The following is a 25531-nucleotide window of genomic DNA, read 5'->3' as shown; positions in this document are numbered from 1 at the left end:
ACCCGCATATCTGATCCTGTCTGAACCTTCCGGATACTCGATGCGTCACCAGCATGCCGTCATCCACCACCGCGCGTTCGATTTCTGGCTGGCGCGCGCGGCTGTCCTTGTCATCATCTGCCTGCAGCTTCTGGTCATAAACGATCTTTCATTCGGCCCTCGCTGGCTGGCGCCGGCCCTTGAAGCGGCGCTGCTCGTGCCGCTGTCGGTCGCCACGGCCTGGACGCAGGTCGCCACCCAGAAGGCGGTCGAGGAGGAGCACTGGTATCTGGTCGGCCGGTTCCGCGTCATGATCCGCAGGACGGCCCTGGTGATGACCGGCGTCGTCAGCGTCATGAACTGCGGCTCGCTGGTGTTCCTGGTGCGCGCGCTGCTGGCGGGCCATGCCGGCTCCAGCGGCCAGACGCTGCTGATCGACGCGCTCAACATCTGGGTCACCAATGTCATCATCTTTGCCCTGTGGTTCTGGAGCACGGATCGCGGCGGGCCGCCGACCTGCGGCCTCGTCAACCGCGCCCATTCCGATTTCCTGTTCCCGCAAATGACGTTGAACGACCGCGAGATCCGCGACTGGCTGCCGGGCTTCGTCGACTATGTCTTCCTCGCCTTCACCAACGCGACGGCGTTTTCGCCGACCGACACCTTGCCGCTATCCCAGCGCGCCAAACTTTTGATGATGGCCGAGGCGATGATCTCCCTGCTGACGATCGCGCTTGTCGCTGCCCGCGCCGTCAACATCCTGGCCTGATGCATGGCGCCCAAAAGTGACCTCGGTTTGGGAAGACGCCATGCATAAAAACAAAGACCCAAGGCGCGACGCATGAATCCACTTCGCCGCGACGCGCTTTGGGCCGAAACGCAAAAAAGCCCGCTCCGGCGAACCGGAGCGGGCTGTTGGACTGTCTGCGACTGTCGTGAAGCCGGAGCGCGAGGTGGAGGATCCGCTACCCTCGATCCGTGCCGAGGTCGCGTTCGAAGACCACCTGGTCGCGCAGCGGAATGCCGTTCACAAGCAAGCCTTCGGGGTAGCCAGTCGATGGCCCGAACGCGTCCTGCACGATACGGCACATGCGAAATCCCTGTCGCTGGTAGAAGCGCAGGTTGCCTATATCGGCCGTTGCGGTCGAGACGATCAGGCGCCGGCCGTCGCGCTCGCGGCAGCGGGTGATTGCCGCGGCGACAAGGGCACGCCCCAACCCCTCGCTCTGCCTTGCCGGGCGGACCGCGAGGCTCTTGAGTTCGAACACACCGCCCTCACCTGTCTCGATGACCTGCACATGGCCAACGATCCGACCGCCATCGCGCGCGACAAGCACCTCGCCCCGATCGATATAGCTGGAAATCTGCATGGGGGAATCGTCTGCCAGGGCAAACAGAGGCCGTAAGGCCTCGCGGTTTCCGTCGTATCGTTCAATAAGCATTCACAGGTCCGGACCGGATCAACGCCACCGCGAGTTCGGCAGCCCTGCTCTGGATATAGCAGCGGCCCGTCAGAAGTCACGAATGTAAAAAGCCCGTTCCGGCGCGAGCCGTTCGATGGAGAATTCGGCACCGCAAAGCCTGCGGCTATTCCTCCGGGGCCGGCCTGAACTTGCGCACGATCACCTCGAACAAAATATCCGAAATCCACATGGCGCAGACGCCGATGAGAAAGGCCGCGGCCAGCGTTGTCGTGTCGTCATTGGCCAGCGGCAGGCCCGTGGCGCGGGAATATTGGACCAGGGGTAGCGTCAGATAGGCGGCGGCGAGCGCGCCGCAAATGGGTGACGCCACCATCTCGCGCAGCTTGTAGCGGTGCCGCGACAAAGCGCGCAGGACACCGCCGGCCAGGCCGGCGACGACGACCTGTCCCTTGATGCCGAGCAGATCGAAAAAATCGTGCATCATCTCATCGCCCTTGCGATCAGGAGACCAAAGACCGATCCGGCGCCGAAAATGACCAGCCGGCCGAGCACCATGTCTGCGTCCGGGGTAAATGCCGCGAGTGTCATGGCTTCCACCCGCACAGTTTTTCGCCCTTGCGATTGTGTGCCAGCAACGCCTTGACCTCGGCGTCCGGCAATGCGTCGACCGTGGCCGCCGACACGCGCAGCGGACTCGACACCGCGCAGAAACCGCCCTTGACGGTTGTGCAGCCGGCCATCGCGGCCAGAACCGACACCAGCATCAATCCCTTGCCCATGATTTGAGCTCCTTTCGCGCGGTGGCGGCCGGCAGCGCGCCGATATCGTTCTGGACCTGGTCCGCGATGTCGTGCGCCGCGGCCTCGTCGGCGGCCTGCCTGGCACGTTCGCTGCGTTCGCCGGCAAGCCGCTGGCGAACGCCCCAGCCGAGCGCCGCGAAGATGGCCGCACCGATGCCGAGAAGGGTCGGATTGCCGAGCAGGAAGGACAGCAGCGCGCTCATCGGTTCGGCTCATCCTTGACCAGATAGCCGATGGCAAAGACGGCGATCGGCAGGAGCATCGCCCATGTCTCGGCGTCATACCAGGAGGGCCAGAGGTTGCGCACGAAGACGCCGCAAACCGACAGGAGCGCGGCGGCGATGGTCGCGGCCGTCAGCTTGTTGGTCGGGCGAATGGTCGGTTGGATGACAGTGGCCATGATCAGAATATCCCTTGCAGGGCAACGGCAATGTGGTGCCAGGCGGCATAGGCAAGCAGCAGGCAGGCGGCGATGACCCCGCCAGCCTTGGCGGCAACCGGAATCCCTGAACCTGCTGCCGAGCCAGGCTCGGCAGCAGGCGCCTCTGGGGCGGACGTTTCAGCATCGGGTGGAGGCGGGACAGGCCCAGGGAACAGCGCTGGCGTTGCGGGCGGCGCAGGCACTGTCGCGGGGGTCGACATCAGCAAGGACTGGGCCCGCACGGACTTGACCCGATCGGACCAGCCCCGCCCGAATGCTCCCCATGTCGGCAATCGCTTGAGAAACTCCAGACGGGCATCACAAAGCTGGTCGATGACGATGCCAGCGGGTCTCTCCCTGGCCGCCGCCAGCGTGGCCGGACCGATGCGCCCGTCCTGGGAGACGCCCACGGTTGCCTGCAGGTATTTTGCCGCCCTGCCCGGCCCGCTGTTCACAGCGAAATCGAACACGGCGTAGTCGACACCGTCAGGCAGCTCCGCGCCAAGCACGGCGTCCCAGTAGAACCGCCGATAGACGGTCGCGACCTGGTCGTCGCCGATCTTCTTCAGATCGGCCTTGCTGGCATCGGCCTTCACATAACGGCGAAAATTCGCCAGCGTCACGCCCTTCATCGTGGCGCCGCCGGGATCAGCCAGATTGTCCGACCAGCCGCCCTCGGATTTCAGGACGAGCGCAAGCGCCCGCGCAAAGTTGCGGTCCATGGGGGTTCCTTTCGGGTGATGATTGGCTCCAGTTAACGATCCGGAGCTACACAGTTGATTTCAAGCCCGTCATCGTCGGGCGCCAAGTCGTTTGGATGGTTCGAATAGCCGCCTTCATATGCAAGCACGCGGGCAAGAGATTCCTTCTCACGGGAAACAGCCATGAGTTTTCATTCGAGTGAGTATGTTTTGAGGGTTACGCTTGCTGGCAGGATGCGTCGCGGTACTATCCGCCGGCAGAGTTCTTAACATTTCAGCAAGAGGTGATGTTATGGCCGAGGCAACGGAACGGTTGAGCGATGAAGCGATAAAAGGCCATGCTTGAAGCGCAGACGGCTATTATTGCCACTCTGGTTGCCGAACTAGAGAAGACCGGCGCCTTGCCGAAACGCGATTTCATGTACCGGGTTGCCGGCCTGATCGGCGGGTACGCGGATACAAAGGAGTTACCCGAGAAGTCCAATCCCATCAAACGCCTTCGCAGCATTCTTGAGATGGCGGCACAGCCCTTTATCGGGGTGCGCTAACCTCGCCCCGCCAGAGCCGTCGCTACAGCGCTGTCAATCATCGCCTGCACTTCTGACTGTCGCGCCGCTTCCGCCTCTTGTGCGGCCTGCTCTTCGGCCGCCGCCTGCTCAGCCTGTTGCCGGGCTCGCTCTTCCTCTTCCGCGACTCTCGCCAGGCGCTTGGCCTCCGCTGCGTCGCACCAGGCTCTCGTCTTCGCTGCGATGGTCGGGTCTTCGCGATGGTGCGAGACCGCGGACGCAACGAAGTCCGCAAGCGCGTAGCCGTCCTCCACCTCGAAGCCCATCGCATCGAGAAGCACCCCGTTCTGCCATCGGACGAGACCGGCGACATCATCACAATCGGGCTGGATTGCGAGCCTGTGAGGCTCCATCCCGCCCAGGCTATTCCCATCGTCATCAATGACACCCTTCAGATAGCGAAGGCCGGCCGAGCCGTCGTAACCCAGGGTGATATCTTGAAACAGAGCGATTTTTTTCGTCACGGCATAGTCTCCTTATGACCTTAGCTGGTGAAGTACCCACCGGAAATGCGGACCTGAGCGGCGGAATCCATGCCGATGCCGGCGCTAGCCGCACCGCTTGCCGCCGTCTCCAAAGTGATTTGTGAGCCACCCGCAGTCATCAGCGGTTGCGGGGAACCTGTGAAAGTCAGGTTGTGCAGATGGTAACTGAACGTCGGACTTGTCGTGTTGGCGTTGAACGGGACGCCGATAAAGGCCATTGAGCCGGTGCCTGTGTGGGCCGTCCAAGCGACGTTTTGAGAGATGTAAACGAGATTGCCAATCTTGGTCCCCTTGCCCGTCTGGGCAGCATAGGTGCCCGTTCCGGCTGTGGTCAGGCCGATGAGGACCGGCGTGTATGTGAATTCCTCATAGTCATCCAAGGTGTTGGCGTTAGAGCTTGGCGCATCGGTTGCCGGAAAGGCAATCTGCCCACCGGTCAACGTGATTGTGTCGATCGTAGGCGTTGCCAGTGTGGGCGAGGTGCCGAAGACCAACGAGCCGCTTCCGGTCTCATTGGTCACAGCAGCCGCAAGCTGAGCGCTGGTGCCGCCCGCCAGGAACGCGGCCATGTTGGAGGCAAGGCCGCTGATGCCGGTCGACACCGGCAGTCCGGTTGCGTTCGTCAGCGTCCCCGAAGACGGCGTGCCGAGCGCCCCACCTGACGTCAATAGGCTGGAGAGCAGTACACCGCCGTCTTGAATGATCTTGCCCGTCGTGCCGTTGAACGTGGCGACACGTCCAGCGGCCGACGATGCCGGACCTGTTACAACATCGGCGATCTTGACGCCGCTGTCCTTGCCTACCTTTCCCGTCGTGCCGTTGAATATGACGATGTTGTCAGCCATCGACGAAGCCGGCCCGGTGAAATCCCCCGCTCCCAACCCATCCGCCCCCTTGTCCCCTGCCCGGTTGAACATCAGCCAGACACCGCCCGCCGTCGTCGGCAGGGAGCCGGCGCCACTGACATAGGCCAGTGTCAGCTTGCGGTAGCCGCTGCCGTCCACCACTGTGCCAGTCACATTGTAGACATAGGAGATGGCGGCGGAGGCCTTGGAGCGTACCGTCAGCAGGCCTTTGATCGTGTTGGTGCTGTCATCGAACGTGTCCAGAATGCCGGTCACCGTCGCACCGCCAGCGTCCAGATAGTCGATATACGCTGCGGTCGCCGACGCGGCGGTGGCGTTGTTCAGCCGCAAGGTGCCGTTGCCAGGATCTGCATCGGTGGTTGTCGTCGAGAAGGTGTAGCTCAGCGCCGCCACCGAATTCGCCGCCGCCGTGGCCGATGCCGCGGCGTTGGTGGCGGAGGTTGCGGCATTGGTCGCCGAGGTCGACGCCGCCGTGGCCGAGCCCGAGGCAGCGCTCGCCGAGCCGGCCGCCGCGCTGGCCGAGTTGCCGGCATTGGTGGCGCTGGTCGCCGCCCCCGAAGCGGAGCCGGATGCCGCACTTGCCGAAGTACCGGCGTTGGTGGCCGAGGTCGCGGCCGTGGAGGCGGAGCCGGCCGCCGCCGTGGCTGACCCGGAAGCGGCGGTGGCCGAATTGCCGGCATTGGTGGCGCTGGTCGCGGCCGCGTTCTTGGAGGTCAGGGCCGCCGCCGCGCTGTTGGCCGCGGCCGTCGCGGCCGCCGTGGCATCACCCAGCGTGTCTTCCGAAAGGAAGAAGGCCAGCGTGATGGCATCGGTGCCGATCACCGGGTTCAGCGTTTCGAAGGCATAGACGAAATCGGCGGAGGCCGCCCCCTGCTGCACGTGCACCGTCGTGCCCTTCTGCATCGTGCGCGCGGTGCGCGCGTCGGCGGCGCGGAACCACTGGCCCTCGCTCGCCGTATAAATGCCGTTCTCGCTGGCATCGGCCTGGTTCTTCACCAGCACCCGGTCGCCCACTTCGGTAGCCACGCCATCGATGGTCTGCAGCCCATAAAGGGCAATGCTGGCCGTGGTCGCCAGGCGCACGGGTTCGCGTTCGCCGGTCAACAGGCGAACGGCGGCAGTTGCAGGTCGGGCCATGAGGCTTGCTCCATGAAAAAAAGCCCCGCGAAAGCGAGGCTTGAGGATGTCGGGTCGGTTGACGGGCTGGCAATGGGTGGACGGAACGGTCGCGTCAACCTTGGCCAGCCGTTATCGTCTATTCCTGGATTTGTCTTCCTGAAGCGCTCACGCCTCGCCTGGCGTCTCGCCGGGCTCCATGGGTGATACTGGCGTCTCAGTTGCTACACGGTTCGCAGCAATTACTCATCTTCTGGATAATTGCGCGCCCAAGCTCTTAGTTCGGGGCTGCCTACATTTGGCGAGTCGTGCTCTCGCAGATACTTGCGCAACGCCTTCTTGTCGATCAAAACATGCACCCTGCAGCCTGTTTTCTTTTCCCACGCAAGATTCTCTTGCGTAGACTGAGCCGCCAGCGCTTCGTATTCGGCTGGATCGCATGTCGCCAAGCGCCACTGCCAATTTATCTTCGCCGAGGATTGTTGGCTGACCAATGCCTCATGTTCGGTTTGGGCCGGGTGGTCGGTCAGAAAATAGCTCGCCGATTTCAGACCGGACCCGCGAAACCGCAAACGCCCATTGCGCTCCGGAAGATCTTTCAGAAATTCGCTTGGTGGTTTGATCATGCGTAAGCCTGCCAGACGGCAACGCAGCTAGGCGCTCACCAAGCTTACATCTTAGGGCGACGGGATCTTCGGGGCAACATCTCAACCGGCCACGCCATCGATGGTCTGCAGCCCATGCAGGGCAATGTTGGCCATCGTTGCCGGGCGTACGGGTTCACGCTCGCCAGTCAACGGGCGGACGGCGACGGTTGTAGGTTAGAGTCCGCCAACGAGCGCGCTGCCGGCGTTGAAGATCGACGCCGTCACCGCCTGCTTGCCGGAGAAGCGCGAAAGGGCGGCCTGGCTGTTGAGGTTGTTCTGCCGCAGCTTCGAGCTATACAGGATCGCGTTGAGGGTCGATCTGGCCCTACCTGGCGTTGGCTGCCAGAACCTCGGTCCGCGCCCCCCCGCTATGCCGACGCCCGAGGCGCCGACATAGACTGCAGCAGATTCTGCTTCTGCCCCGAGATGGCATCGAGGCCTAACCGGCTAGAATGCGATTGATCAGATAACTTCGATAGCTGATGCTAATTCAAAGGCGCCAAATGCCTTGTTTTCTTAGCAAAGAGGCACTTAACGACAAGTGTCGACACATCACTCTTGAAGCAGAGGCAGAACCTTTTCATCAAGGAATTCGAGCCGGCTCGCCAGCATCTCGGCGTTGGCGGGATTGGCATCGACATTGACAGGTATCAATTTCGCCACCGACTTCCCTTGCCGAGCAGCTTCAACCCAATCTTCCATTGCACCGATATATCCGTCCAGCACCTCATACGGTGTCTGGACGTCATCGCCGGGCATATAGGCCGGAGGCACATCCCCCACGATCACCCATATCCATTGAGGCACATCTGGCCTTCCAGGTAAAATCTCGAAGAGAAAAATGTATAATATACCCTCGGCGCCATACCCAAAATACTCGGCCTTGATATTTTTTCCCCAGTTATGCGACTGTAGGTATTGACGGGCTTCCAGAAGAGCTGCGTCAATGTCATCCCCCGATTCAGGATCGTCGGCAGCCAGCGGCAAACGACTGACTTTACTGAGGTCTGGCGTAACTGCGTTCACGATTGTTCTCCAATACTCGTTTTTTTCTGGCACCATCGTCTCTTAGCCCAGCGCTGAAAATCACCAGCTTCTTTGTGGTGCCGTATGTGATCTTCCCTCGTACGCGGCGCAACATTTGATACGTGATCCAACCCACCGTCGGCCAGCGGTTTCTCATGGGAAACAACCATATTTCGACCTGTGGCAGGGGCTTACCGTGCAGCAACTCCCATTCCTCGCGAAGAGCTTTGCTCGTCATGGTGCGCTTGGTAGGAACAAGCTTTAGATCATCCTCGTCAGTAATTTTTGCAGCCGGGTTTTCTGCAGCATTCGGAACTTCAGGCGCTTTGACAACTTTGGGCTAGCGTGTCGAGTGCTTTGGCCTCGCTTCGGGTTGCTATGCTCTCTTCCATTGGAGGAATAGTGATCGCCTCTCGAGCCGGTCCACCCTGCGCAAGCTCGCTTTCGCTCCTGGAAAATGCCTCCTCTAGCGGTTTGGCGACCTTCCCTCCGCCCTTGAAAAGCTTGAGCAACGCCGCATCGGGGATAACACCCGCCGCACTTAGCGTCGCTTCCCCATAGTTGCCTTTGTCAAAGGCTCTCTTCGCTTCATCCGCTGAAAACAAGGCCCCTAGCGGCGTGAAATCGACCAATGAACCATCGGCCTCATGAATTCCTGCGCTCCCAAGCGTGCCTTTGACGAGATGTCCAGGTGCTGCTTGCCTTGTGGTCCCCAAGCACCCATGCGGCAAGCTTCTGGCGCATTGTCGGGCCGCTTGGGTCGTTGGCATCGGGGCTTTGCCTCCCCATGGCCAATTCCGCCTCATGCGCTTGCATCTCCGCCGTCATCGGCAATTCGAATGCCGTACCTCGCAGCAGCCGAGACAGACCGGCGCGAGCAAGTTGCTCGGACATGGCCGCAAGAACACTCGGATCGGAAGTTCCCGCGAACAGACGGCTTACAGCTGCATCCTTGTCGCTTTGCGATCCGCTTAGGTCGAGGACAATGTCAACGTAGGTTTTGACAACACTCTGCGGCAGCGGCTCGATGTTCTTGATACCAAGCTGCAGCTGCACCGCGACAGAGCGGGCGATCGCCTTCTGATAGGCAGCCGGATCGTAGCTGTCTTCGCTCGATACTGCGTTCCAGTATGCGTCCGCTGTCGGATCGATTTTGCGAACAAAGTCGGCGGGAGCGGCGGCGCGAGCCTGCAACACCTGCCTGGCAGCGGCCGCTGTTGTGTCAAACTCTGCCTGATCCTGCTCGGGAGTCGCGCTGCCCGGCTTGGGCTTTGCAGCGAGCACTTTTGCCTCGATGGCATCTTTCGGCATTCTGACCATGTCGAATGCCTGATGGCCGACCTTGAACGTCCGTTCGAGATCCAGAGACTGTTTGCCACCCTCCTCGACGCCGTAGACGGCGGCGAAGGCTGCATCGTCCGGTCTCTTGCCAGAGTAAGAGCCGGTGTACATGAGGGTATCAGGCGCATTCTGGTGGGCGAGTTGGACATTGGTGCGCGCATCGAAGAGCTGCGCGGACATCGCGACTTGGGCCTTCTGGCCAAGATCCTGCAGATCGTTCTGCGGCAGATCGGCAATCCATGGAGCTGCCGCCAAGACGGCGGTTCTGTCGGCCACAGCCACTGGTGCTCCTGAGCCGGTATTCAAAGGAGCCATCGCCGTGCTACCCACTGCGCTGGCCGTCTCGTTCTCGCGACCCGCATCGGCCTCCTGCCGACCACCAACCACCTCCGCCGTGTCGTCCTTCATCCGGCCCTGCGCCGCACCCAGCATCTCGGCGGCCCGCTGCGGGTCCTGGGCGATCATTGCCTGGACCAGCGCCTTGGCCGTGTTGGTGCGCCAGGCAGCTTCGGCCGCTTGCCTGATGAGCGGGTTGCCGATCTTGGCGATCAGGTCGGACCCGCTCTGCCGGATCGTCTCGAAGTTCGCGGTATCATTCGGGTCGCTGTTTGCGATGGCGCTGGTGGACATGGTGTCGACCTGGGTCCACTCGGCCAGCTCGTGGTCGTCGCGTTTCGTCTTCTGTCGCAGCGCCGTGCGCCGCGCGCCAACCGCACGAATCGGCTCCTTCTGTCGGGCGAAGTTTGCGCGCTGGCTTTCGGGCATGGTCGGCAGGAACTTGTCGAACAGCTTGTCGAACAGGCCTGTCTTCACCACCCTGCCGTCGCGCGGATCGACCAGGCCATACATGGTTTCATGCATGCCGCTGCCATCGGCTGGCGCGTTCGCCGCCACCTCGTCTTCCGCTTGTGCGATCTGGCCGTTGAACTGGCGGCGCGCGATCTCGGCGTCGAACGCCTCCTGCTGGTCCTTCATCTGCTGGTAGCGCTCGGCGACAGCGGAAAGATGTTCGCCCAAGCCCTGCATGGCGCCGCCGACCGGCGACCCCTGCGGATATTGCGGCGCATTGCCGGTATCGAGCCGGCGCTGGGCGATGGAAAGCGGGATGATGTGGACCATTTTAGTAGAGTCCCGAATAGCCGCCGGCTATGGCCGCGCTCGCCCGAGGGGAAAATGCCGAACCGCCGAAGCTAACAGCCTTGGTCGGGTCGTAGATTTTGGAGAGGCCGCCAACCAGTGCGCTACCGGCGCTGAAGATCGACGCCGTGGCCGCCTGCTTGCCGGAGAAGCGCGAGATGGCCGCCTGGTCGTTGAGGTTGTTCTGGCGCAGCTGCGAGCCATACAGCATGCCATTAAGCTCCATCTGGTCCTGCCTGGCGTTGGCGGCCAGCACCTCGGTCGGCGAACCCGCTATGCCGACGCCGGAGGCGCCGGCCTGGGCGCGCGCCTGAGCCTGCAGCAGGTCCTGCTTGTGGCGCTCCTGGCTCTGTTCGAAGGCGGAACTTTGCGCCTCTGCCCGCGCCTGCTGCTCATAGGCCCTGGCCTGATAGTCGGCCATCTGCTTCTGCTGCTGGCCTTCCATCAGCGCGCCGCCGACCGACAGGGCCGTGCCTGCCAGTCCAAGAAGGGCAAGTGTGCACATGGTTCAGCCTCGTTCGTTCAGAGAGGGAGTTGCGGGAATGAATTTGCTTTTGACGCCGTCCACGGGCGCGCCGAGCGGCGGGCGCGGGTCGAGCGCGCCGCCGGGGGTCAGGAAGGACAAAAGCAGCCTGTCGGCCTGCAGCGCCGGCCGGCTGAGCCGGGCGGGTGCCGCTGCTCGCGCGCCAGCCATGGCGGCGCGGCGGGTGGTGGTCAGGTTCACCTTCAGATCGCGGACGCCGGCGGCATCGAACAGGCCGTTGGCGGTGGTGATGGCGCGGGCGAGCGCATCGGCCTCGAACAGTTCCTGGCGCAACTGCTCGACCAGCCGGCGCACGCCGCGCCAGCGTTCGCCAAGCAGGATTGCCCTGGTCTTGATCTCCTCGCCAAGGGCCGCGATGTCGGCGCGGGCTTCGCTTAGCGCCGCCTCCGCGCGGCGCTTGCCGGCAGCGTCGATGGCTTTTTCGAGAAGCGCGATCTGGTCGTTGCAGTCGTCGAGCGCCGCACGCGCGGCGGCCAGGTCGCCATCGCCGAAGACCGCGCGGTCCTCTGCCTCGGCCAGTTCGCCCTTGCGGGTGATCGCGTCGTTGAGGTCGGTGTCGAGCAAGGCGATGACGGCCGCGAATTCGGCAGCCGTCCGCGCCCTGCCGAGCTGTTCGGCATGGGGGGATGTCATTGGGATGTCCTTTTTGGAGTGTGGGCCGGCGAAGGGGGTATCTCCCCCTCGAGGGGGAGATCGGCAGCTTCGACGGCTCTACCTACGGCTCGGCGTCGAACACCGGCGTGAACGCTCGGATCGTGCAGGGCGTCGGGTTGACGTGGCGGATGCGCACCCGGCCCTGCCCTTCCCAGCTGTCGTCGATCGGCACTTCGACATTGCCGCTGAACAGCGTCGCCTTGCCGTCGGGTGCGACGATCGAAGGCATGCGCACCGGTTCCCAGCGGCCGCGCATGAGGGACTGCACCTCGAGCCCGGTGGTGTCGGTCTCGAGCAGCGACAGGATCGCTTTCGCCACCTTCTTGCGGCGGCCGATGATGGAGCCGTCCTTGCCGCCGACATCGAGCTCGAGCGTGTCGGCCGCCGCCGTATAGGGCAGGCCGAGCTGCCATTTGGCCGCGGTCGAGCCGCCAGGCAGCGTCACCGTGCCGCCGCCGCTGACGGTGAGGCCGCGATAGACCTTGCCGTCGGCCAGCACATCGACGGACTGGCCGGCGAGATGCATGGCGCCGCCGACCGTGGTCACCGCGGCACCAACATAAGTCAGGCCGCAATCGACCTCGAAGGCGTCGGCGACGGCGCCATATTCGAACGGCGCGGTCTTGATCTCGATGTAGCGCTTCGTCACGCCGCCAATGGTGCGCTTGACGACCAGCCAGAGGTCGTCATTGCCATCCTGGCCAGGCGTCACTACGGCACTTTCGACGACCGCCCAGCCAATACCGCTGAAAATACCGCCCAGGCGATGCCGGTGCATTCCACGCACCTCCTGGCTCGGCTGGTGCGTGTAGCCGCCCAGTTCGCCATTATCGAGCGGAAACCACAGCAAGGGGTCGGGATCGGTCTGGAAGGCCAGCTCGACCACGCCTTGCTTGGGAATATGCTCGGAGATCTGGCCGACATCGTCCGAGGTGAAACGGCTCTGCGCGGTCTGCGTCAGCTCGGCGATCGATCTGCGCGAGCGCGTGACATAGAGGAATGACTGGCCGGCATCGACCGGGCGGATGCGGGCGCAGCCGAAGGTGCGCGAGCGCCGGTTCTTGAACGAGGATGGCGTCAGCGCCTCGTCTATGCCCGAGCCCGACAGCGCGCGCACGCCGCCCGAGGTGCCGATCAAAAGCGCGCCGTCGGAATCGGCGATCCAGGCGATGTCGTTGGCCTGGCCGCCGCCGGCCTGGATGAACTCCAGCGCGTCGTCGTCCTTTTCGCCCAGCGCGAAATTGTCGAAGTCGCCGGTGGCCGAGGCATAGACCGAGAATTTCCGGCTGAAGGCCAGGCGCTCCTCGTAAAGGGAACCACTTTCAACATACTTGCCGGGCACGAACGTACCGAGCCGCCAGCGTGTGATCGGAGAGAGGTCGGGCAAGGCGTGGCCGTAGAGCCTGACCTTGACCGCGGTGGTGCTGGTGCGGCTGGTGATCTTGGCCCAGCGCCAAACATTGTCAGCGCCGAGCAGGCGGATTGACCGGCCGACATCGGTTGTTTGAAAGCCCGTGCCGCCATTGATGCCGGCTATGCTGGAGGCGGTAAGGTCGAACGGCGTCATCAGGTCGCCGTTCTCGGCCAGCGCAACTTCCGAGATCGAGGTATTATTGGCATCGTCACCACCACCGCCGGAAAAGTCGAACTTGTAATACTCATAGGTCGTCTGGTTCTGAAAATCGTAGAAGCGCACCTCGGAGCCAGACCAGCCTCGTTCCCCGCTCCGGCTGTCGAGCGAGATATAATCGGTGCCGTTGTTTGAGGCGGACAAGGTCCATTGGGTCGGCGTGTCGCCCCATTTGGCGGCATCTTCCGACGCGGAGATCCAGTAGGCATTCACCGCCTTTCCTTGACCGGTCGGAAACTGGTACTGCAAAAACCCGCTGCTGCCCGTCGACACAGCGACCGCGCCGTTGATCGCCCGGTCAAACGCCCTCCAGCTTGTTGTGCCCGTGCCATTGTCGGTGACGGTGCCGCTGGGGGCCGTGGCGGAGGTCATCTTGGGCGTGGCGTGGCCAGTGTTCGCCGGCGTCAGCGTCGTCGGCGTGGTGTTGATTTCGTCGTAGGGGCCATCGAGAAAGTTGAAGTCCGCCAGCGACCATGTGGTGTGTGCGGTTCGCGTCAGAACCTTCGGCGGATAGTTCCTGTGGCAAATCCACATCTGGTCAGCGGACTGCACATATTGGAGCTCGAACAGGTCCGCCTCCAGATAGGGCGAGGCGACTTCCACCGTACCGACGCGCGCGCCATAGGCGTAGACGCGGATATACTGGTCGCCGAATTCGAGCGCGTAGGCCTGGTCGGCCGAGAAGATGAACGGGATCAGCCGCGTCTTCTTGGCCGAAATCTTGACCTCGCCGGCGAAATAGGTGCCGCCGCGCTTGCGGATGCCGCCATGCGGCAAGGTGACGAAGTTCTCGCATCGGGCAAGCGCGGCCCGATAGAAATCGAGCGACGCGCGGGCGTGCAGGCGCGGACTGATTTCGCCACGGGTGAAAACGTCCTGGACGGGATAAAGCGTGGTCATCAGCGCGAAATCCTGCTGTCGCCGCGCTGGCTGGACCAGGAGGCGGAGTAGAAGCGGCCGCCGCGCTGGATGGCGTTGGCATTGAGCGCCGCGTCCAGCGCCCGGTCATAGGCCGAGCGGGCAATGTCGATCATGCGCGACTTGTGGGTCAGCGGATGCGCGACCTTGATGGCAAGTGCCGCCACCAGCACCTCGGTGAACAGCGCGTCCCAATCATTGGGATCGGTGAGGTTGGCGACATAGCGGATGATCAGCGGCCCCGGCTGGTCGCTGTAGATCAGTCCCGCTTCCTGACGCCACGAGATCGGCACGCCGTCCGGCTCGCCATTGTGGGTCAAGGGCAGCAGCCGCAGGCAGTCGGCGGGAAGCTCATAGGCCCGGTTCAACGTACAATCGCCGGAACCGGTATCGCTACCGATTGCCGACGCGCGCAGGATCGCGAACACCCAGGCATATTTGGTCAGTTCGGCTTCACGCGTCAGGTCGAAATGCAGGTTCAACAGCCGCGCCGCCTTGACGTCCTGATCGAGACTGTCGATCGGCGCCTCGTCGAGCACGGCCAGCGCCATATTGGCGATATCGAGCGGGGTGATGGCCATGGTGTCAGGCCTCCATTGGTTTCGGGTCGGTAAAGTCGCGACCCTTTGCGCGAAGAAATGCAGTCCAGACGAGATTGGGCGGGAGCTCTTCGCCCCCGCCCCTCACCTCGGCCCAATCAGGCTTCCGTGGTCTTCAGCGCGATGAAGGTCATGTTCTTGACGCTCGACGCCGTGCGATCCCAGTTCGCCGCCAGTGCCAGCTCCGCATCGGTGGCGAATTCGCCGGCCGAGGAGGCGTCGAGGAAGCGGGTGCCGGGCACATGCGGCACGAAGTGCCGGCGGCCGACCATTTCGGTGACGCCGCCGCCATGGCCCTGGCGCGGCTTGCGGTCGAACTCCAGCGGCCCGCCCTCGGTGTTGACCGGCAGCTCGTTCCACAGGATCGCCTTGTCCTTGAACATGAAGGCGGTGTAAACGCCCGCCGCCACCGGAATGTCGTCATCGACGACGGCGCGCAGACCCATGTAGTAAGGGATCAGCGGGCCGCCCTGCTCGGATGACGGCACATAGTCGATCAGGTCGGCGAGTTTCAGCGCCTTCATCTGCTTGGAGTGCATCCAGATCGTCTTGAACTTGTCCGCGCGGTCGCCCATCAGATAGGCGGCCTCGATGATGTCGGTGTCGACGATGGAGGCGCCCGTCGTGCGCGCCAGGTCGCCGCCATCATTGGCGATGTTGTCGGCGACGACGCCCTTGAGGATGCCGAGCAAGGTCAGCTTGTTGGCGCGCTGCCAGTACTCGGTCTGCCGCTTGACGATCAGCTTCTGCGGATCGTCGCCGGCCAGGATCGAGGTCAGGTCCGGCACGCCCCACGCCTGGGCGCGGACATTGCGGGCGGCGACCTCGCGGCGCGAGCCGACCTTCTTCATCTCGATGGAATCGGCCGGATCGTCATTGACCGGCTCGGACGGGTCGTTGCCGAGATCCTTCCAGCCGGGCATGTCGACGGAGCGGCCGCCCATCGACAGTTTGGACGAGATCGCCGGGTCGGAAAACAGGATTCCGGCCTGGTAGATTTCGAGCGACTGCACATGTTCCTCGAACGCATATTGCGCATAGACGGACGGAACGATCGCGTCCGCGATACGGGTATAGGCATCTGCCATTTTTGTCTTCCTTCAGGTTTGGTTTGGCGGTGACCGCTCGTCAGAGCGGATTATTGGGCATCCAGAGTTCCGGGTTTTCCCCGGCCTCGCGAGCCAGCCGCCTTGCGCGGGCGGGGTCGCTTTTGACGAGGGCTGAAATCGCCGTCAGGTTGCGTTCGCCGGAGGCGTTGCGCTTGAACGGATTGCCTCCGCTCAGAAAAGCACCGGCGTCGATCGTGTCTTCCCTGAACATCGCCTCGCCGATCGCCTGGAACGCCTTGGCGATCCGCGGATCGGTCAGCGCCCCGTCAGGCAGAAGGATGCCCTTCGCCTTGTAGGCGTCGACCAGGCCGAGCTTCTTCATCGCCCGGTTGGCGACCTCGAGCTTCTGGCGAAAGCCGTCGCTGTCGGTCGGCCCCCAGTCCCTTACAAGGTCGTCATGGGTGGCTTCCACCGAGCGGGCGAGCGCGATCTCCTGAGCTTTTGCCTGCTCGGCCATGTAGCCGACGAACTTGTCGTGATAGGCCTGCGCGGTTCTTGGCGAAGCACCCGCCTCGACCGCCCAGGCCTTGGACGCCTGGGCGAGTTCGTCCGAATAGGCGAAGTTCTCCGGCAGGCCTTCCGGCCTGCGGTACTCGACCTTCTCGGACGAGGTGACCGGACGCATGGTCTCGGGCAGCCGGGCATGAAAACGCTCCCAGTCTTCCCGTGATGCGTCCGGGCCGGGAACGCGCAGGCTCTCACCCTGCTGACGCTCCAGCTCCGCATAGGATGTGAAAACCCTGTCGAGGCTTTCAGGCTTGGTCCAGCCCTTGGTTTCAGCGAGCTTGCGGTTGCCTTCGGAAAGACCGTCAAACCAACTTTTGGCCGAAGGCGGGGCGGACCCGTTTTCCCCGTTGGCCGGTGGCCGTACTGGGTTGCCCGCCGGCAGCGCACGCGCCGCCACGGACCCAGCGTCTGCCAGATCTGTCATGTGATGTTCCTTTGTGGGTTCGAAATGAGCCGGCGACTAAGCTGCCAATTTCCCCCTTGAGGGGGGGAGATGGCCGGCAGGCCAGAGGGGGGAGATTGGCTGTTATCAGCGCTCAGACGTTATCCCCCCAGTTCTCCCACAGCAGGGTCACCGTGCCGGTCACGGCAATCGTTCCGTCCGCATCGATATCCGTGCCGGTGGCAAAGGCCAGGTTGAGATAGAGATCAACCGGCGTCGCGGTCCCATCCAGCGTCGCCGCGGCGGCGATGTCGGCGGCCGAGGCAGTGGAGAGCGCGGCACCGGCGCCATCAAGCGTACGCGCGGTCGAGGCCAGCACATTGACCATGGTGCCGGCCAGCGTCGTGCTCGAAGCGGCGGCCGAGCCCAGCGACCAGGTCAGCGCCGCACTGTCGTTGATGGTCGAGACGCGGGTGGTGAGCACCGCAAACTGCAGCCGCGCCGTACCGCCCTTGATGCGCACCTTGCCGTCGGCGAAATCGAAGATCTTTTGGCTGGCATAGGCCAGCGCGTCGGTGACCGGCACCTGCATGCCGGCGAAAGTGAAGACGGTGCGATAAGCCCCGCCCTGCCCCGTGGTCACGGCCTTCAGGCCGAGTTTTGGCGGGGCAAGGCCGGCCTCGCGGGAAGCGGCACGGGCAAGGGTGCGGGGAAGTCCACGCGTCATTTCATGTCTCCATGGTTGGGTGAGGAATGGTGTGCGCGGCGCACGGAGGCCAATTGGCTGTCTCTCCGAATGACGGACGGTGATGGCTGGGGAGCGATAGCGGAGGGCCTGCTCGAGCCGGGGCGAGCCACCAAAACTGAATCATCTTGACAAGGACTGGCGCTATCGCATTGTTCGAAAGGCTTGTTTTCGAAGCCGAGGTCTATCAACGCCCGAGAAACCATGACTCACTTCGTGAGACAGCGCGCCGCCGTTCCGCCGCAATGCGACCGCACTTGGCTGGGCATCGGGCCCGCGTGGCCTCAAAAGGAGGTTCTTCAGATGATCATCAAGAAAGCGATTTTGGCCGTCCTCATGACCGCGGCACTCGCGGGTTGCGAGACGCAGACCGAAGGCCAGCAGCGTGCCACCACGGGCGCCCTGCTCGGCGGCGCCGGCGGCGCTCTCGTCGGCCAGGCGATCGGCGGCAACACCAAGAGCACGGTCATCGGCGCGGCCAGCGGCGCCCTGCTCGGCGCAGTCGTCGGCTCGGCTACCACGCCGCAGCGCCGCGGCGAACAGATGTGCCGCTACCAGGACCGCTACGGCCGCATCTACACCGCGCCCTGCGACGACCGCTACTACAACGGCAATTATTGAGGCTGCCTATCCCTTCTCCCCGTTCCACGGGGAGAAGGTGCCCGAAGGGCGGATGAGGGGCAGCGCCAAGGCCTGAAAAGCTGGCTCTGCCCTTACCCCCAGAGCATTTCGGCGCTATCGTCTCCTCTCCAAGGGGGTGACGATGCGACTTCCGATAGTCTCGCTGCTGGTTGCTTGTTCAGTCTCCGCACAGGCCAAAGAACCTATTAACATTGAGAAGATCAGCGATTGCCTGGTCCTGCCGGGTGACACCGTCGACAATCACATCAAGGCCACTTTCGAAGTGACCCTGGACAAGGCCGGCAAGGTCAAGTCGATTACCGTCATAGCCTACGAACCGCATTCGGAAGCGGCGGCAAACGCAGCCTTGCAACTTTCGAAATCGGTCGAGAGATGTTGGCCGCCGGGCGTCAAAACCGGCCCGATACGGATCACGGTGGATTTAAGCGAATTCTAGGGTTCGAGGACATTCGCCGATGCCGTCCTCTCATTTCTGGCCGTCTCGCCTGTGCCATGGAACATCGGACGGTGTATTGGCGAGTTCCAGGGGCGGGTCGAGTTCGCCATACTTGTCTTCGAAGCGCTCACGCCATTCCTGCTCGTCCAGTAAACCGGCTGAATTTCGCACATCCGAAGCGCTAACTCGCATCCAAGGAGATGTGGGCTTGAGCTTGGCGTACGCTCTTCCCACACCAATAATTGCCGGGCGATGGGCCATCGACGACCATGAATTCGGCCGGTGCGTCGAACTGGCCCTCGGTCAAACTATATCCCACGGCTATCCTCCTATGTCCTTCGGCAACTGAATCCACCAGCGCGGAATCGAGGTCATAGTCTTCAGTGCCGACAACGGCAGGAGGCAAGCGCGTGACGCTGCAGAAGTCTGGCTTCGCACGCTGTCCATTAATCCAAGCGTTCGAGGGCCCAAAGGCCTGAGTCGTCAGTTCGCAGGCTGGCTTTGCCGGCGGCGCCCACGAACAAAATCCACAATCAGCCAGATCAACTGAGCAACGATGTAGACCGGGCTGCGAGACCAGTCCGGCGCCCCGCTAGTAGAGTAACCGTAGGCGGACGCGGCAACGGCAAGCGCCCCGCAAATGACATGCACCAGCAACAGGCGCGGCACGCCTCCATTCCAGCGCTTCGTGATCCACAACAACAAGCGGCTAAACAAAAATGTCGGAACCAAAGCCCCGAGCAGCATCGCGGCAGAACCTGCTCCCACGCAATCCCCCTTTGTCTGTCTATGAGCGCGTCCGAAATTTCAGATCAGCGCTTCACTCGGCATCTTCAAAGGCGAAAATGACCGCTTCTCGCTCCTCATTTCCCACCTTATACAACCTTTAATTGCATTTTTCTGGGATACAATAACTTTTAGTTGCAAGCAAGCTCACCCTTCAAAAAAGGAGGCGGCCTGGATTTATCGAGGTCACCCGCCTTTGACGTCTAGCCGCGTCCCCGGAGGCAGACCCCTCGCCTTCGCGATGAGCTGAGCCGTAATGTGCCAATAGACTTCAAGATCTGTCAGTTCCAGATTTTCACTATCGTCCTTCCCGCCCAGGAAGAGCGGCACGTTGTAACCGATGCATTGGTCATAGGCAGGTTCGGCGCCGCCATTCCCGCGCCATGTCGCATAAAAATTCGAGGCCAGCGCAGCGTCCTGATACTCATCCAATTCGGTTTCATGAAAAGTCCGGACATTGGCTGGTATCTGAAGCGCCTCACCGGTCCCGGGCTCGAACATCACGACACCAGGCTCCCCATCCACGGTTCGTTTGGTATCAATGGCGAAAGTCCTGCCCAACCAATCGTAGCCAAAACAGGTAATGCGCCCGGCAAATGCAGGAAAGCCCGCGACTATTCTGCTGCTCCATGCGGCCAAGTCCTGGGAACGGACGATACGGTAAAGCCCGTGGTTGAACGACACGCCGCTGAAACTGGAAAGCAGCTCATTCAGGCTTGGCACGCCGGTGTCGATTCTTACAGAATCAGGCTCGCGGTTCGCATCCGGAGAAAAACTGCGCTGAAATTTTGGAAACATTACCGATCTCCGATGGTTACTTTGCCAATTCTCGTCCCGTGAGGCAAATGCTTTATCCGATGATATATTTGAGGGCCTAAGCTACGGTTCACGCTTGAGTCGAGCGGAGCCATGTTGTGCGTCGCCTCAGCCCCTCCCAACTGTAAGTCGTGTACATGATCCACGTCCTGGCCGGTAGGCACTTCATGGCCTTCGGCTTTGTACCTGACACTGGCTGACGTCGGCGCACGAACCGACGGAGTCACAATCTTCTCAACCATGTTTAGGGCGGCGACTTTGAGATCTGCCGCGGCGCGCTGTGCTGCCGTCCAGTGTGGCATATAGAACAGATGTAAACCGGGGTCCTCGGAGCCTCTGCTTGCTGCTTCAAGACCAACTGCTGCCTCGCGGACATTCTCTGAGGTGCCATAATTTTCCTTCGCGTTCGGATCAACCGGACGGGACGGCCTGTCGGCCTTTTCAATATCCGCACCGAACGAGGATTTAGCACCGGATCCGCCGGCAACTTTTGCCACGATCCCTCTGCCGACAGCGCCGAGTCCCTCTGCGAGAGCATTACCGCCAGCACCGAAAAGCGCTCCGCTACCCATCTCGCGGGCGATATCCCGGCCGTTCAGGGCAGCATCGACGCCACCGAACACCGCGCCGTCCGCGGCGGCAGTAGCGCTTCGTGCAAAAAGGCCCTGCAGACCCTTCGCGCTTTCGGCGCCAACCCTTCCTGTGAAGGTAAGGCCCGCGCTCTGAAAGCCTTGGCCGGTGATGAAGGCGCCTAGCAGGTTTGCCCCTATGGTAGCCGAGCCGGCCCGATCCTCTGCGTCTTCGGTTTCGGCTTGTTCGGCTGCCAGCAGTTCGTCGTAGCTCTTGTCTGAGAAGACCGAATTCATTCCAGCGGCGAGCTTGTCGGCCTGACCGAATGTGGCGCCGTTGGCCATGAGCCTGATGGTGTCGTTTGTGGCCGCGAGCGGCTTTTGCCACCACGAGCCGGCATTGAACCGCACCTGGGCGGGATGCGTAGCCATCTCGACCAAATTGGCCTGGAGCGCTTTTCCCTGGGCCTCCAACTCCGCCGGCGTGATCTTGGGATTGTCCGCCGCGTTTTGGCGCAGCCGAGCCAGGGCGGACTGGAACACCTGCCCGGCGAAGGTGAGGCGCGCCTCAGGGTCGCGCAATGCCGTAAGCTTCTCACTCAGTTCGATGACGCGCTGCTGTAACGGCACGTTCTCATCGACATATCCGGCGCCAAAGCGGTCTGCGACTTCGCGCGGCGCAGACAATACCTTGCTGAAGCCCAACTGCTTTTGGGCAGACCTTACCCATGTGACGGCAGCCTGAAAATCTTGCGGCGTCTTGACCTTGCTCCAGTCCGGAGCATCGCCAGAGAACAACTTGCTGACGTAAGCTACGGGATCAGCGTCGCGGGCGGCCATGATAAGTCCGGCGGCGCCGGCCTTGATCTCATAGCGCTCGCGCGCCTCCGGCGATCCGTCGGGTCCAGGTTCAATATCCCGAAGCTCAGCATGTATCGCCTGGTTCGACGCCGGATACATGTCGGAGTAGGCCTTGGCGACATCGGTCGTTACCCGGAATTGTTCGAGGCGTTTCGAGCCCTCGTCCACACCGTAGACGCTGACGAAATCCTGCGCGGTCGGCACATTCTCGGGATATTTGCCCGTAGCGGCGAGGACGGCTGGTGCGTTCTGCTCGGCAAGCATGACCCGCGCATTTGCCCCGATCATCTGGGCTGCGGCGGCGTTGTTGGCCTGATCCTTCAGCGCTGCGAAATCGCTAGGCTTCAGATAGGTTATGGCATCCAGAGGTATGGCAGTTTCGCCACCTGGCGAAGGCTGTTCGCGAAACGCCTGCACCACCATTTCGTCCGGCGTCGCCTGCGCAGACACAACGTTGACGGGAGTATTTGCTTGTTGGCTAGCGTTGTTCGCACTTGCGCCGTGGAGGATATTTGTCGCGGCTTTTGCGAACACACCTGCGCCACCAACGGCAGCGGCGGTATCACCTGCATGGCCTTCCGGCGTCCCAGCCTGCGCAGCACTCAGCAACTCGGTGGCGCGCTTCGGGTCCTTGGCGATGAGCGCCTGGACCCTCGCCTTTGCCGTGGCGCCTAACCAGTCCGTCATGGCCTGTAGCTTGGCTTGCGCATCACCGCCGATCTTGGCGATGAGGTCGAGGCCGTCCTGGCGTTTTGCCTCGAACGCCGCGCTGTCGTTCGGGTCGCCCCGTGCGATGGCGATGGCGCTGGTCTTCAGCGCCGTGTCGACCTCGGCCTGCTCATAATCCTTGCGCCGCTGAAGCTGCCGGGCCGCCATGCGCAGCCCGCCGGTTCGGCGCATCGCCTCCTTCTGCCCGGCGAAAGCGGCGCGCTGGCTCTCGGGCATGTTCGGCAAGGCGGCGGCAAACAGCTTGTCGAACAGGCCGGTCTTCACCACCCGGCCGTCGTACGGATTGACCTGGCCATACATGGCCTCATGCAGGCCCGCGCCGTCGGCCGGCGCGTTGGCGGCCACCTCGTCTTCCGCTTGCGCGATCTGGCCGTTGAACCGGCGGCGCGCGATCTCGGCGTCGAACGCGTCCTGCTGGTCCTTCATCTGCTGGTAGCGCTCGGCGACGGCGGCAAGGTGATCGCCAAGCCCCTGCATGGCGCCGCCGATCGGCGATCCCTGGGGATATTGCGGCGCGTTGCCGGTATCGAGCCGGCGCTTGGCGATGGAAAGCGGGATGACATGGACCATTGGCGGCTTCCTGCTCGAATGGCTTTGAACAAAGGACGGGCGGCGGCGGCGTTCACGGCACGACCGGATCACGCGGACGCTGCTGCGTTCGCGGGGGTTGTCGGATCGATGTGTTGGAAAAATCCGGAGCAGCGCGGGCCGTCGTCCGCCGCATCGCGCCACGCCGAAACAGCCAATCTCCCCCCTCGTGGGGGAGATGTCCGGCAGGACAGAGGGGGCGCCGTGGAGCGCCTACTTCTGTTGTCGCCGACTTTGAACATGCCCATGGCTTTGCCGCCTACGGCCAAGCTTGAGCGACTGCTCATGAGTTGATCGCCGTGCGACGGTCGCGGCAAGGTCGGCGGGACAGCGCCCCCTCTGCCTTGCCGGGCATCTCCCCCCACAAGGGGGGAGATTGGCGGCTTCAGCGCCTCGCTCCCGCCCCCTACCCTTCCGCCCGCGCCGCCTTCTCCAGCGCCGCCAGCTGCGTTTCGTCCAGGGTCAGGAATCCCATAATGTGCTGCACCACTTCGGCGCGCGCATTGCTGAGCGCGCTGTGCAGCTCGAAGCCTTCGGGCGTCCGGGTTCGCGCCATCCATTCGCCATAGGACGGCCGGCGGTAATAGCCGACGGTCGCCGCGAGGTCGGCCAGCACCATCTCGCCGTCCTCACCGGAGAACACGCGCAGATAGGCCTTGGTCAGCGCGTCCCGCGCCCTGGCCGGGCCGCCGGCCTGGCTTGAGCGGGCGAAGCGTTTGCCGCTCATGCGCCGCCACCCGCCGGCGCCTGGCCGCCCGGTGTGCCTTGGCCGGCGCTCTGCCCGCCACCCGCGCCCTGCAGCATGCCTTGCAGGCCGTCGAGCAGGCCGCTGTCGCGCGCCTGCACCGCCGCCGGCACCGCATCCTTGGCGGCCTTGCCGGCGCTGGCGATCGCCGCCATGCCGGCCTGCGCCTGTTGCGCCTTGGCGCGCGCATCACGCATGCCGTCGACCTCTTCCTTGCGCCGAAAAATGCGCTGCGGGCTGCGGCCGGCGCTCTGCACGATCTTGATCGCCTCGTCGCTGTCGATATTGTCCATGACGCCGGGATCGAACTGCGCCATCTGCATGGCCGTCGTCACCACCTGGATGGTGTCGCGCGCCTCGGCCGAGCGCCTGAGCACGTCGAGCGGGCCGGTGAAGGTCGGCCGCACCGTCTTGCCGGCCAGGCTTTCCGGCGGCACGAAGCGGCTGTCCTCGTCGTAGAGCCCCTTGTCGACGAGAATGCCGAGCTCGCGGTCGAGATTGGTGGCGAAGCCGGCCTGGATGATCGAGCCGGAAGGCCCGAGCAGCGCGCCCTTCTCTTCCTGCCGGATCAGCGCTTCGGTCGCCGTCATCTGCGGGTTCTGCACCAGCGTCTGGAACAAGTTGACGAACATCATGTCGCGGATCTCGTCGGCGCGGCTCTGCGCGTAGTTGAAGGCATAGGTCGGGTTCTGCCCGGTGGTGATGGGCACGATCAGCGGCCTGCCATTGTCGTCGATCAGGCCGGGATAATTCTCGCCGGGATTGAGCACCGGCACATAGTCGAGCCTGGCCTTCGACGCGGTCGCCGGATCGGTGATCTGCTGCAGCGCGCGCAGACCAGAGCGGCGCACCGCGTTTTCCTCCCGCACCGTGGTCAGCGCCTCGATGGCGGGCGAGATGCCATAGGGGTCGCCTTCATAGCGGCGCCAGTTGAAGGTCGACACCGGGAAGGTACGGAACCCGCTTTCCCTGACGATCTCCTCCTCGTCCTCGATCACGTGGTAGGAGGCAAACGCCGTGTCGAGATACTGGTACTGATCGCCCAGCCGGTACATCCTGCGCTCGTCGCGCGGCTGGATGCACTGGACCAGCGAGATCTTCTCCTCGCATTTGACCGGATCGTCGACCAGAACCTTGATGCGCGCCGGCAGCTTGTCGTAGCCGAGCAGCTGCGCCGCCTGCCGCGCCGTACGCTCATAACGGCGATGGAAGATATCGACCTGGCCCCAGCGGTTGCGACTGAGATAGCCCTCGACCACGGGGATCGAGGCATAGTGGATCAGCGTGTTGCCGAACCCTTCCTCGGCATAGAGATAGGCCGGGCCATAGCGCACGACATTGCGCAGGCAGGCTTGCGTGGCGGGGACAAAGTTCGAATTGGCGGAGTAGCGCAGCGAGAACAGGAAATCGCGCAAGGCTTCCGCCCATTCCTTCTCCTCGTCGGTCTCCTCGTCGTTCATTTCCGCCGTCGACAGCCCATGCCATTTTTCCGACTGCGGGATGATCAGGCTTTCCAAGCCAGCGGCGAGCCGGTTGGCGGCCGAGTTGATGGTGTTGGCGTAGACGCGGCTACCCCGCCGCTCCTGCCGCTCGGCCTGGGAGTCCGGCCCGCCGGCACGGCGCCCGTTCCAGACATCGGGCGCGTCAGGGTCGCAGAACTCCGCCACCTGCTCCCACACGGCCTCATACTGGCTGCGCTCGCTCTCGAGCTCTGATTGGCGGGACAGGATATCGCGGGCGCGGGAATCGGTCATGGGGGTCT

At 63.1% G+C, this 25531-nt stretch carries 28 protein-coding genes; 4 read left to right on the top strand and 24 right to left on the bottom strand.

The genetic code is table 11. From position 1 onward, the window contains the following. Nucleotides 1-40 precede the first annotated feature (40 nt). Nucleotides 41-748, top strand: a complete 708-nt coding sequence (locus EB231_RS16145; RefSeq protein WP_140775652.1) for a hypothetical protein — start codon at nt 41-43, stop codon at nt 746-748. A gap of 196 nt (nt 749-944) precedes the next feature. On the opposite strand, the gene EB231_RS16140 is transcribed toward EB231_RS16145, so the two are convergent. From EB231_RS16140 to EB231_RS16115, 6 genes are all read right to left on the bottom strand, one after another. Further along, on the bottom strand, nt 945-1349 hold the full coding sequence (locus tag EB231_RS16140) for a GNAT family N-acetyltransferase (protein WP_246740977.1): 405 nt from the start codon (nt 1347-1349) through the stop codon (nt 945-947). 217 nt (nt 1350-1566) lie between these two features. Further along, nucleotides 1567-1884: a hypothetical protein gene (locus tag EB231_RS16135; RefSeq protein ID WP_172352935.1), complete on the bottom strand. Its 318-nt coding sequence runs from the start codon at nt 1882-1884 to the stop codon at nt 1567-1569. A gap of 103 nt (nt 1885-1987) precedes the next feature. Then, nucleotides 1988-2182 carry a hypothetical protein gene (locus EB231_RS16130; RefSeq protein WP_172349676.1) on the bottom strand — a complete coding sequence of 65 codons (195 nt, stop codon included), beginning with the start codon at nt 2180-2182 and terminating at the stop codon, nt 1988-1990. Then, the gene (locus EB231_RS16125; RefSeq protein WP_172349675.1) at nt 2167-2406 is read right to left on the bottom strand and encodes an ABC transporter permease; all 240 of its coding nucleotides are present in this window, start codon (nt 2404-2406) and stop codon (nt 2167-2169) included. Before EB231_RS16125 ends, EB231_RS16130 begins: the two co-directional genes overlap by 16 nt. Next, a complete protein-coding gene (locus EB231_RS16120) occupies nt 2403-2603 on the bottom strand; it encodes a hypothetical protein (protein WP_172349674.1) in 201 nt (66 codons plus the stop codon). The genes EB231_RS16125 and EB231_RS16120 overlap by 4 nt, the downstream gene beginning before the upstream one ends. A 2-nt stretch (nt 2604-2605) precedes the next feature. Beyond that, nucleotides 2606-3346 carry a glycoside hydrolase family 108 protein gene (locus tag EB231_RS16115; RefSeq protein ID WP_172349673.1) on the bottom strand — a complete coding sequence of 247 codons (741 nt, stop codon included), beginning with the start codon at nt 3344-3346 and terminating at the stop codon, nt 2606-2608. 317 nt (nt 3347-3663) lie between these two features. Between EB231_RS16115 and EB231_RS16110 the strand changes: the two genes are divergently transcribed. Then, entirely contained in the window at nt 3664-3873 is a 210-nt protein-coding gene (locus EB231_RS16110; RefSeq protein WP_172349672.1) for a hypothetical protein, read from the top strand. On the opposite strand, the gene EB231_RS16105 is transcribed toward EB231_RS16110, so the two are convergent. From EB231_RS16105 to EB231_RS16045, 13 genes are all read right to left on the bottom strand, one after another. Next, nucleotides 3870-4355 (bottom strand): hypothetical protein, encoded by a 486-nt coding sequence (locus tag EB231_RS16105; RefSeq protein WP_172349671.1) that lies wholly within the window; start codon nt 4353-4355, stop codon nt 3870-3872. The two genes, EB231_RS16110 and EB231_RS16105, sit on opposite strands and share 4 nt — an antisense overlap. A gap of 20 nt (nt 4356-4375) precedes the next feature. Beyond that, entirely contained in the window at nt 4376-6379 is a 2004-nt protein-coding gene (locus tag EB231_RS34960; RefSeq protein WP_206681927.1) for a hypothetical protein, read from the bottom strand. Nucleotides 6380-6600: 221 nt separating this feature from the next. After that, entirely contained in the window at nt 6601-6984 is a 384-nt protein-coding gene (locus tag EB231_RS16095; protein ID WP_172349670.1) for a hypothetical protein, read from the bottom strand. Between the two features lie 573 nt (nt 6985-7557). Next, the gene (locus EB231_RS16090; RefSeq protein ID WP_246740976.1) at nt 7558-8031 is read right to left on the bottom strand and encodes a hypothetical protein; all 474 of its coding nucleotides are present in this window, start codon (nt 8029-8031) and stop codon (nt 7558-7560) included. 317 nt (nt 8032-8348) lie between these two features. Then, nucleotides 8349-8663, bottom strand: coding sequence for a hypothetical protein (locus EB231_RS16085; protein ID WP_172349669.1), 315 nt, complete (start codon nt 8661-8663; stop codon nt 8349-8351). 13 nt (nt 8664-8676) lie between these two features. Next, the gene (locus EB231_RS34955) at nt 8677-10491 is read right to left on the bottom strand and encodes a hypothetical protein (protein ID WP_206681926.1); all 1815 of its coding nucleotides are present in this window, start codon (nt 10489-10491) and stop codon (nt 8677-8679) included. Nucleotide 10492: 1 nt separating this feature from the next. Next, complete coding sequence (locus EB231_RS16075; RefSeq protein ID WP_172349668.1) at nt 10493-11014, bottom strand: hypothetical protein; 522 nt, start codon at nt 11012-11014, stop codon at nt 10493-10495. 3 nt (nt 11015-11017) lie between these two features. Then, the gene (locus tag EB231_RS16070) at nt 11018-11686 is read right to left on the bottom strand and encodes a hypothetical protein (protein WP_172349667.1); all 669 of its coding nucleotides are present in this window, start codon (nt 11684-11686) and stop codon (nt 11018-11020) included. Between the two features lie 82 nt (nt 11687-11768). Next, nucleotides 11769-14237 carry a hypothetical protein gene (locus EB231_RS16065; RefSeq protein WP_172349666.1) on the bottom strand — a complete coding sequence of 823 codons (2469 nt, stop codon included), beginning with the start codon at nt 14235-14237 and terminating at the stop codon, nt 11769-11771. Beyond that, entirely contained in the window at nt 14237-14836 is a 600-nt protein-coding gene (locus EB231_RS16060) for a hypothetical protein (protein ID WP_172349665.1), read from the bottom strand. The genes EB231_RS16065 and EB231_RS16060 overlap by 1 nt, the downstream gene beginning before the upstream one ends. A gap of 116 nt (nt 14837-14952) precedes the next feature. Further along, a complete protein-coding gene (locus EB231_RS16055; RefSeq protein ID WP_172349664.1) occupies nt 14953-15942 on the bottom strand; it encodes a Coat protein in 990 nt (329 codons plus the stop codon). Between the two features lie 40 nt (nt 15943-15982). Then, nucleotides 15983-16894 carry a hypothetical protein gene (locus tag EB231_RS16050; protein ID WP_172349663.1) on the bottom strand — a complete coding sequence of 304 codons (912 nt, stop codon included), beginning with the start codon at nt 16892-16894 and terminating at the stop codon, nt 15983-15985. 112 nt (nt 16895-17006) lie between these two features. Continuing rightward, the gene (locus EB231_RS16045; RefSeq protein ID WP_172349662.1) at nt 17007-17579 is read right to left on the bottom strand and encodes a hypothetical protein; all 573 of its coding nucleotides are present in this window, start codon (nt 17577-17579) and stop codon (nt 17007-17009) included. Between the two features lie 321 nt (nt 17580-17900). On the opposite strand from EB231_RS16045, the gene EB231_RS16040 reads away from it, so the two are divergent. After that, nucleotides 17901-18218, top strand: coding sequence for a YMGG-like glycine zipper-containing protein (locus EB231_RS16040; RefSeq protein ID WP_172349661.1), 318 nt, complete (start codon nt 17901-17903; stop codon nt 18216-18218). Nucleotides 18219-18360: 142 nt separating this feature from the next. Beyond that, nucleotides 18361-18675, top strand: a complete 315-nt coding sequence (locus EB231_RS16035; protein WP_172349660.1) for a hypothetical protein — start codon at nt 18361-18363, stop codon at nt 18673-18675. Between the two features lie 483 nt (nt 18676-19158). On the opposite strand, the gene EB231_RS16030 is transcribed toward EB231_RS16035, so the two are convergent. The 5 genes from EB231_RS16030 to EB231_RS16010 all read right to left on the bottom strand — a co-directional run bounded on the left by EB231_RS16030 (nt 19159) and on the right by EB231_RS16010 (nt 25523). Next, nucleotides 19159-19422, bottom strand: coding sequence for a hypothetical protein (locus tag EB231_RS16030; RefSeq protein WP_172349659.1), 264 nt, complete (start codon nt 19420-19422; stop codon nt 19159-19161). A 225-nt stretch (nt 19423-19647) separates the two neighbouring features. Next, nucleotides 19648-20259 (bottom strand): T6SS immunity protein Tdi1 domain-containing protein, encoded by a 612-nt coding sequence (locus tag EB231_RS16025; protein ID WP_172349658.1) that lies wholly within the window; start codon nt 20257-20259, stop codon nt 19648-19650. Next, entirely contained in the window at nt 20259-23006 is a 2748-nt protein-coding gene (locus tag EB231_RS34950; RefSeq protein ID WP_206681925.1) for a hypothetical protein, read from the bottom strand. Before EB231_RS34950 ends, EB231_RS16025 begins: the two co-directional genes overlap by 1 nt. Nucleotides 23007-23430: 424 nt before the next feature. After that, nucleotides 23431-23751, bottom strand: coding sequence for a Bbp19 family protein (locus EB231_RS16015; RefSeq protein WP_172349657.1), 321 nt, complete (start codon nt 23749-23751; stop codon nt 23431-23433). Beyond that, entirely contained in the window at nt 23748-25523 is a 1776-nt protein-coding gene (locus EB231_RS16010; RefSeq protein ID WP_172349656.1) for a portal protein, read from the bottom strand. The genes EB231_RS16015 and EB231_RS16010 overlap by 4 nt, the downstream gene beginning before the upstream one ends. Nucleotides 25524-25531: the final 8 nt, after the last annotated feature.

Source organism: Mesorhizobium sp. NZP2298 (genome assembly GCF_013170825.1).
In the GTDB taxonomy this organism is placed as follows: Bacteria; Pseudomonadota; Alphaproteobacteria; order Rhizobiales; family Rhizobiaceae; genus Mesorhizobium.
This window is presented reverse-complemented; position numbering and strand designations above follow the sequence as displayed.

Bases quoted from the DNA above. Each gene is read 5' to 3' on its own strand.
- EB231_RS34950 (WP_206681925.1), bottom strand. From the start codon at position 23,006: ATGGTCCATGTCATCCCGCTTTCCATCGCCAAGCGCCGGCTCGATACC.
- EB231_RS16075 (WP_172349668.1), bottom strand. From the start codon at position 11,014: ATGTGCACACTTGCCCTTCTTGGACTGGCAGGCACGGCCCTGTCGGTC.
- EB231_RS16120 (WP_172349674.1), bottom strand. From the start codon at position 2,603: ATGGCCACTGTCATCCAACCGACCATTCGCCCGACCAACAAGCTGACG.
- EB231_RS16030 (WP_172349659.1), bottom strand. From the start codon at position 19,422: ATGCTGCTCGGGGCTTTGGTTCCGACATTTTTGTTTAGCCGCTTGTTG.
- EB231_RS16140 (WP_246740977.1), bottom strand. From the start codon at position 1,349: ATGCAGATTTCCAGCTATATCGATCGGGGCGAGGTGCTTGTCGCGCGC.
- EB231_RS16115 (WP_172349673.1), bottom strand. From the start codon at position 3,346: ATGGACCGCAACTTTGCGCGGGCGCTTGCGCTCGTCCTGAAATCCGAG.
- EB231_RS16010 (WP_172349656.1), bottom strand. From the start codon at position 25,523: ATGACCGATTCCCGCGCCCGCGATATCCTGTCCCGCCAATCAGAGCTC.
- EB231_RS16025 (WP_172349658.1), bottom strand. From the start codon at position 20,259: ATGTTTCCAAAATTTCAGCGCAGTTTTTCTCCGGATGCGAACCGCGAG.
- EB231_RS16070 (WP_172349667.1), bottom strand. From the start codon at position 11,686: ATGACATCCCCCCATGCCGAACAGCTCGGCAGGGCGCGGACGGCTGCC.
- EB231_RS16095 (WP_172349670.1), bottom strand. From the start codon at position 6,984: ATGATCAAACCACCAAGCGAATTTCTGAAAGATCTTCCGGAGCGCAAT.
- EB231_RS16060 (WP_172349665.1), bottom strand. From the start codon at position 14,836: ATGGCCATCACCCCGCTCGATATCGCCAATATGGCGCTGGCCGTGCTC.
- EB231_RS16055 (WP_172349664.1), bottom strand. From the start codon at position 15,942: ATGGCAGATGCCTATACCCGTATCGCGGACGCGATCGTTCCGTCCGTC.
- EB231_RS16035 (WP_172349660.1), top strand. From the start codon at position 18,361: ATGCGACTTCCGATAGTCTCGCTGCTGGTTGCTTGTTCAGTCTCCGCA.
- EB231_RS16050 (WP_172349663.1), bottom strand. From the start codon at position 16,894: ATGACAGATCTGGCAGACGCTGGGTCCGTGGCGGCGCGTGCGCTGCCG.
- EB231_RS16125 (WP_172349675.1), bottom strand. From the start codon at position 2,406: ATGAGCGCGCTGCTGTCCTTCCTGCTCGGCAATCCGACCCTTCTCGGC.
- EB231_RS16015 (WP_172349657.1), bottom strand. From the start codon at position 23,751: ATGAGCGGCAAACGCTTCGCCCGCTCAAGCCAGGCCGGCGGCCCGGCC.
- EB231_RS34960 (WP_206681927.1), bottom strand. From the start codon at position 6,379: ATGGCCCGACCTGCAACTGCCGCCGTTCGCCTGTTGACCGGCGAACGC.
- EB231_RS34955 (WP_206681926.1), bottom strand. From the start codon at position 10,491: ATGGTCCACATCATCCCGCTTTCCATCGCCCAGCGCCGGCTCGATACC.
- EB231_RS16065 (WP_172349666.1), bottom strand. From the start codon at position 14,237: ATGACCACGCTTTATCCCGTCCAGGACGTTTTCACCCGTGGCGAAATC.
- EB231_RS16040 (WP_172349661.1), top strand. From the start codon at position 17,901: ATGATCATCAAGAAAGCGATTTTGGCCGTCCTCATGACCGCGGCACTC.
- EB231_RS16130 (WP_172349676.1), bottom strand. From the start codon at position 2,182: ATGGGCAAGGGATTGATGCTGGTGTCGGTTCTGGCCGCGATGGCCGGC.
- EB231_RS16135 (WP_172352935.1), bottom strand. From the start codon at position 1,884: ATGCACGATTTTTTCGATCTGCTCGGCATCAAGGGACAGGTCGTCGTC.
- EB231_RS16145 (WP_140775652.1), top strand. From the start codon at position 41: ATGCGTCACCAGCATGCCGTCATCCACCACCGCGCGTTCGATTTCTGG.
- EB231_RS16110 (WP_172349672.1), top strand. From the start codon at position 3,664: ATGCTTGAAGCGCAGACGGCTATTATTGCCACTCTGGTTGCCGAACTA.
- EB231_RS16045 (WP_172349662.1), bottom strand. From the start codon at position 17,579: ATGACGCGTGGACTTCCCCGCACCCTTGCCCGTGCCGCTTCCCGCGAG.